Source organism: Streptomyces sp. NPDC054841, assembly GCF_053611045.1.
This window is the reverse complement of the sequence record NZ_JBSGZO010000552.1, coordinates 1-5,187: the sequence shown is the minus strand read 5'-3', so window position 1 is coordinate 5,187 and position 5,187 is coordinate 1. Positions and strand designations below refer to the sequence as shown.

Sequence of the window (5,187 nt, the reverse complement as noted above, 5' to 3'; positions counted from 1 at the left end):
CTGGAACGCGTACGTGGGCAGCGGACCGTGCCGGGTCCCCGAACCTCCGAAGAACGCTTCCCAGTCCACCGCGACGCCGAGCGTGTGCAGCGAACCGAGGGCGGCGACCGCGGTCGCGGCACCCGGCCGGTCGTGACGGGCGAGCGGCAGGGCGCGGTGGGCATCGTCACCGAGGGTGTCGCGCACCAGGGCCGTCAGTACGCCGTCGGGACCCAGCTCGACGAAGGTGTCGGTGCCGCGGTCACGCAACGCACGTATCGCGGGCGCGAAACGGACCGCGGAGCGGAGCTGGCCGACCCAGTACTCGGGCGTGAGCAGTTCCCCGCCCGCCGGAGCGCCGGTCACGGTGGAGACGATCGGGACGGCCGGCTCACGGTACGTGAGCGTGCGGGCCACGTCGCGGAAGCCGGCCAGTGCGGCGTCCATACGGGGGGAGTGGAAGGCGTGACTCACTGCCAGACGCTTGGTCCTGCGGCCCTGGGCGGCCAGCGCTTCGGCGACACCGGACACGGCGTCGTCGTCGCCCGAGACGACCACGGACCGGGGTGCGTTGACAGCGGCGATCCCCATCCGCGACTCGTGCCCCGCGAGCAGTGGCAGCACCTCCTCCTCGGTGGCCTCCAGGGCGATCATGGCCCCGCCCTCCGGCAGCGCCTGCATCAGGGCCCCGCGGGCGGTGACCAGCACGGCGGCATCGGGGAGGGAGAGGATCCCGGACACCTGCGCCGCGGCCAGTTCGCCGATGGAGTGACCGGCGAGTGCGTCGGGGCGCACCCCCCAGGAGCGCAGCAGCCGGAACTGCGCCACTTCCAGGGCGAACAAGGCGGGCTGGGCGAGGGCGGTGCGGTGGACGCGCCCGTCGTCGGCCGTGCCGGCGGGGGCCAGCAGCAGCTCCCGCACCTCCGGGTCGAGGTGCTCGCACACGGCGTCCAGGGCATCCGCGAACGCGGGGAACGCCTCGTACAGGTCCCGGCCCATGCCCGGGCGCTGCGAGCCCTGGCCGGTGAAGAGGAAGGCGGTGGTGCGGGTGGGCGCAGCGAGCCCCGTCGTCAGCCCGGCCGCGGGCTCGTCCGACGCGAGCGCGTCCAGACCGCGCAGCAGGCCCTCCGTGCTGTCGGAGACGACGGCGGCCCGGTACTCCAGGCCCGCCCGGGACAGCGCCAGGGTACGGCCCACATCCGTGGCGCCGTTCTCCGGCGCGGACCGCACGAAGGCTCCCAGCCGACGGGCCTGTTCGCGCAGCGCGGCGGGCGACTTGGCGGACAGCAGCCAGGGCACTGCGGCCGGCGGCCGTGAGACCGGCCCGGTGCCGGCGTCCCGGGCGGCGGGGGACGGTGCTTCCTCCAGGACGACATGGGCGTTGGTGCCGCTGATGGCGAAGGAGGACACGCCCGCGCGACGCGGGTGTCCCTGGGCGGTCCAGGGCCGGGCCTCGGTCAGCAGCCGCACCTGGCCGGACGCCCAGTCGACGTGCGGGGAGGGCCGGTCGACGTTCAGCGTGGGCGGCAGGGTCGTGTGCCGCATCGCCTGCACGAGCTTGATGACTCCCGCGATGCCCGCCGCGGCCTGGGTGTGGGCGATGTTGGACTTGACGGACCCCAGCCACAGCGGCCGCTCCGCGGGCCGGTCCTGCCCGTAGGTCGCGAGGACCGCCTCGGCCTCGATGGGGTCGCCGAGGGTGGTTCCGGTGCCGTGGGCCTCGACGAGGTCGACCTCGGCCGCGGCCACGCGGGCGTTGGCGAGCGCCTGCCGGATCACCCGCTGCTGTGCCTGGCCGTTGGGCGCCGTCAGCCCGTTGGACGCGCCGTCCTGGTTCACGGCGCTGCCCCTGATCACGGCGAGCACCTGATGCCCGGCCCGGCGGGCGTCGGAGAGCCGCTCCAGCAGCAGGAACCCGGCGCCCTCCCCGAAAGCCGTACCGTCCGCCGCCTCGGCGAAGGCCTTGACGCGGCCGTCCGGGGCGAGACCGCGCTGCCGACTGAAGGTGATCATGTCGTCCGGCGTGGCCATCACCGTGACACCACCCGCGAGCGCGAGCCGCGACTCACCGGAGCGCAGGGACTGGCATGCCAGGTGCAGGGCCACCAGAGAAGCGGAGCAGGCCGTGTCCACGGTGATCGCGGGACCCTGAAGGCCCAGGGTGTAGGCCACGCGTCCGGACATCACACTGCCCGATGTGGCGAAGCCGAGATAGCCCTCGTACTCGGAGGCGGGCGCGGCGAGTGTGCTGTACGTCTGGCCCTTGGTGCCGACGAAGACGCCGGTCTGCGAGCCGGCGAGGCGTGTCGGGTCGAAGCCCGCCCGCTCGAACACCTCCCATCCGAGCTCCAGGAGCAGCCGCTGCTGCGGATCCATCGCGGTCGCCTCACGCGGACTGATGCCGAAGAACCCGGCGTCGAAGGCGGCCGGATCGGACAGGAAGCCGCCGCGGGACGCGTAACTGGTTCCCGGCTTGTCGGGATCGGGGTCGATCAGGGTCTCCAGCGGCCAGTTCCGGTCGTCGGGGAACTCCGAAGTGACGTCACTTCCTTCGGCGATCAGCTCCCACAGCTCTTCCGGTGACTCCACCCCGCCGGGAAACCGGCAGGCCATGCCGACGATCGCGATCGGCTCGTCGTCGGTGACGGGCCGGACCGCGCGCGCGGCCGGGGCAGCGGCGGACCGCACGGGGGCGCCGGAGGAGCCGGTCAGCTCCGCGACCAGCCGGTCCGCGAGCGCCGCCGGCGTCGGATGATCGAACACCACGGTCGCCGGGAGCCGCAGCCCGACCGCCGTACACAGCCGCCGGCCGACCGCGACGACGGCCAGCGAACCGAGGCCCAGGTCGACGAACGGCCGGTCGGGCGCGACCTCATCGGGGGTGGCGAGGCCGAGAGCACCGGCCACCTCGGCGCGGACCAGGCCCAGCACGGCCCGGGTCCGCTCGGCGGGCGGCAGGCCGGCCAGCCGCCGCGTCCACTCGCCCGCGTGGCCCGGACCGCCCTCGCCCGTCCCGGAGTCCGGTGCGGCAGCGGCCACCGCCACCCCGAGCAGCCGGGGCTCCGCAGCCGCCAGCAGATGCCGGGTGATCTTCCCGGAGGCGGTCCTGGGCACGCGTTCGACGGCGTAGAGCTTCTCGGGCACCTTGAAGTACGACATGCGCTCGCGGCAGTGCGCGAACAGCGCCTGCGCGTCCACGCCTTCCGGGCCCGGCACCACGTACGCCACCGGCACCTCGCCGAGGACGTCGTGCGGTTCGGCGCCCACCGCCGCGTCGGTCACACCGCGCACGCCGCGCAGCACTTCCTCGATCTCGACGGGGTGGATGTTCTCGCCGCCCCGGATGATCAGTTCCTTGAGCCGGCCGGTGAGGGTCACATGTCCGAGAGCGTCCCGCCGCGCCAGATCGCCCGTGCGGTACCAGCCGTCGCGCAGCACCTCGGTGGTGGTCCCGGGCTGTCCGTGGTAGCCGAGCATGACGTTGGGGCCGCTCACCCACACCTCGCCCTCCTCCCCGGCCGCCATGTCCCTGCCGGACTCGGGGTCGACCAGGCGGACGCTCACGCCCGGCACGGGAAGACCGGCAGATCCGGCGACACGCTCCCCGGTAGGCCAGTTGGAGGTGATCGCGCCGGTCTCGGTGGAGCCGTACTGGTCGACGAGCGGGACACCGAACGCCTCCTCGAAGCGGGAGCCGAGCGAGGCGCCGCTCGCCGAGCCGGCCACGAACCCCAGCCGCAGTGCCGGCAGGCCGGTGTCCTCCTCGCCGGCGCGCTCCAGCAGATAGTGGTACGTCGTCGGCACTCCCGCCAGGAACGTCACCGCGTCCTCGTGCAGTGCGTCCAGCACGTCGGAGGCGGCGAAACCGCCCATCAGCCGCGCACCGGCACCCACGGCGGTCACACCCATGACGCACAGGTTCTGGCCGAGCCCGTGGAAGAGGGGCATCGGCCACAGCAGCCGGTCGTCCTCCGACAGCCCCAGTACCTGCACATGGCAGGATGCCACCAGCCACAGCGAGCTGCGCAGCGAGTACAGCACGCCCTTGGGCCGGCCCGTGGTGCCGGACGTGTAGAGCATCCACGCCGGGTCGTCGAGCGGATTCTCCTCGGGGGCCGGGCCCTCCGGCTCGGTGGCCGCAAGTGCCTCGTAGGCGGCCGTACCGCTGGGTGCATGCTTCGGGGGCGGGGCGTCGCCGGTCAGCACGATCCGAGGTGCCGAGCGCCCGGTCAGCACCCGCAGCAGCTGATCGAGGCGCGCCGGGTCGCAGAGCACCACGGACGCCCCGCTGTCGTCCAGGAAGTGGGCCAGCTCGGCCTCGGACGCCTGCGGATTGAGCGGCACCGTGATGCCGCCCGCCCGGATGACGGCGAGGCAGCTCTCCACCGCCTCCACGCTGTTGCCCATCAGGACGGCCGCACGACCGCCCTTCTCCAGCCCCAGGGCGGCCAGATGCCCGGCGAGCCGAGAGGTCCGCCGCTCCAGTTCGCGGTAGCTGACGCTGCGCCGCGCGTCGGTGAAGGCGGCCTTGTCCCCGATCCGGACGGCGTGTCCGCCCAGCAGCTCGGACAGCGGCCGGATCAACTCAGTACGCATGTCATCGCACCTCTCGGCTTCGTGCTCAGTGCTTGGTCTGCAGATCTGGCGACGGGGTCAGCGGACGGCGCGAACGGTCCTGGTCGGGCAGGAGAACTCCAGCGAACCGTCGGCGCCCGCGAGGACCTTCAGCGCTTCGCGTGCCTCTGCGGTCGCCTCGGCCACCCGCTCGGACGGCACCAGGTCCCACTGCATGCGCGTGGTCACCGTCCAGGTCCAGGACAGGTAGTCGTCGATCGTCTCGAAGCGGGACTTCGCCGGGATATGGCGGATGTCGACGTAGCTGAAGCCGCCCGCGAGGAAGGCCGCCGCGGTGGACTCCTCGGAGACCAGCGGGCCGCCGAGCCCGAGGACCACCTTCCACGGGTCCTCGACGCCCTCCGGGAGGTACCTGGCCAGTACCCCGGCGAGAATCTCCGCCGACTCCCAGCCCGCGGCGAGACGGCCGTCCTCGGTGGGGAACGTCGTCGCCGCGAACCGGCCTCCCGGCCGGAGCGCGGCCGCGGCGCAGGCCAGCGCCTTCTCCGGCTCCGGCAGCAGGAACAGGACCATGCCGGCGCTCACCGCGTCGAACGGCTCCTCGAAGGCGAAGTCCTGGGCGTTGCCCAGCTC

General features: G+C 73.5%; 2 protein-coding genes. Both read right to left on the bottom strand.

Going from position 1 to position 5,187, the window contains the following annotated elements; all coding sequences use genetic code 11:
• On the bottom strand, window positions 1–4,575 hold a 4,575-nt coding region (locus tag ACWGI8_RS38945), incomplete at its 3' end, for a type I polyketide synthase (RefSeq protein WP_453668174.1).
• 57 nt (window positions 4,576–4,632) lie between these two features.
• Window positions 4,633–5,187, bottom strand: a 555-nt coding sequence (locus ACWGI8_RS38940) for a methyltransferase domain-containing protein (RefSeq protein ID WP_453668173.1), incomplete at its 5' end; no start/stop codon positions are given.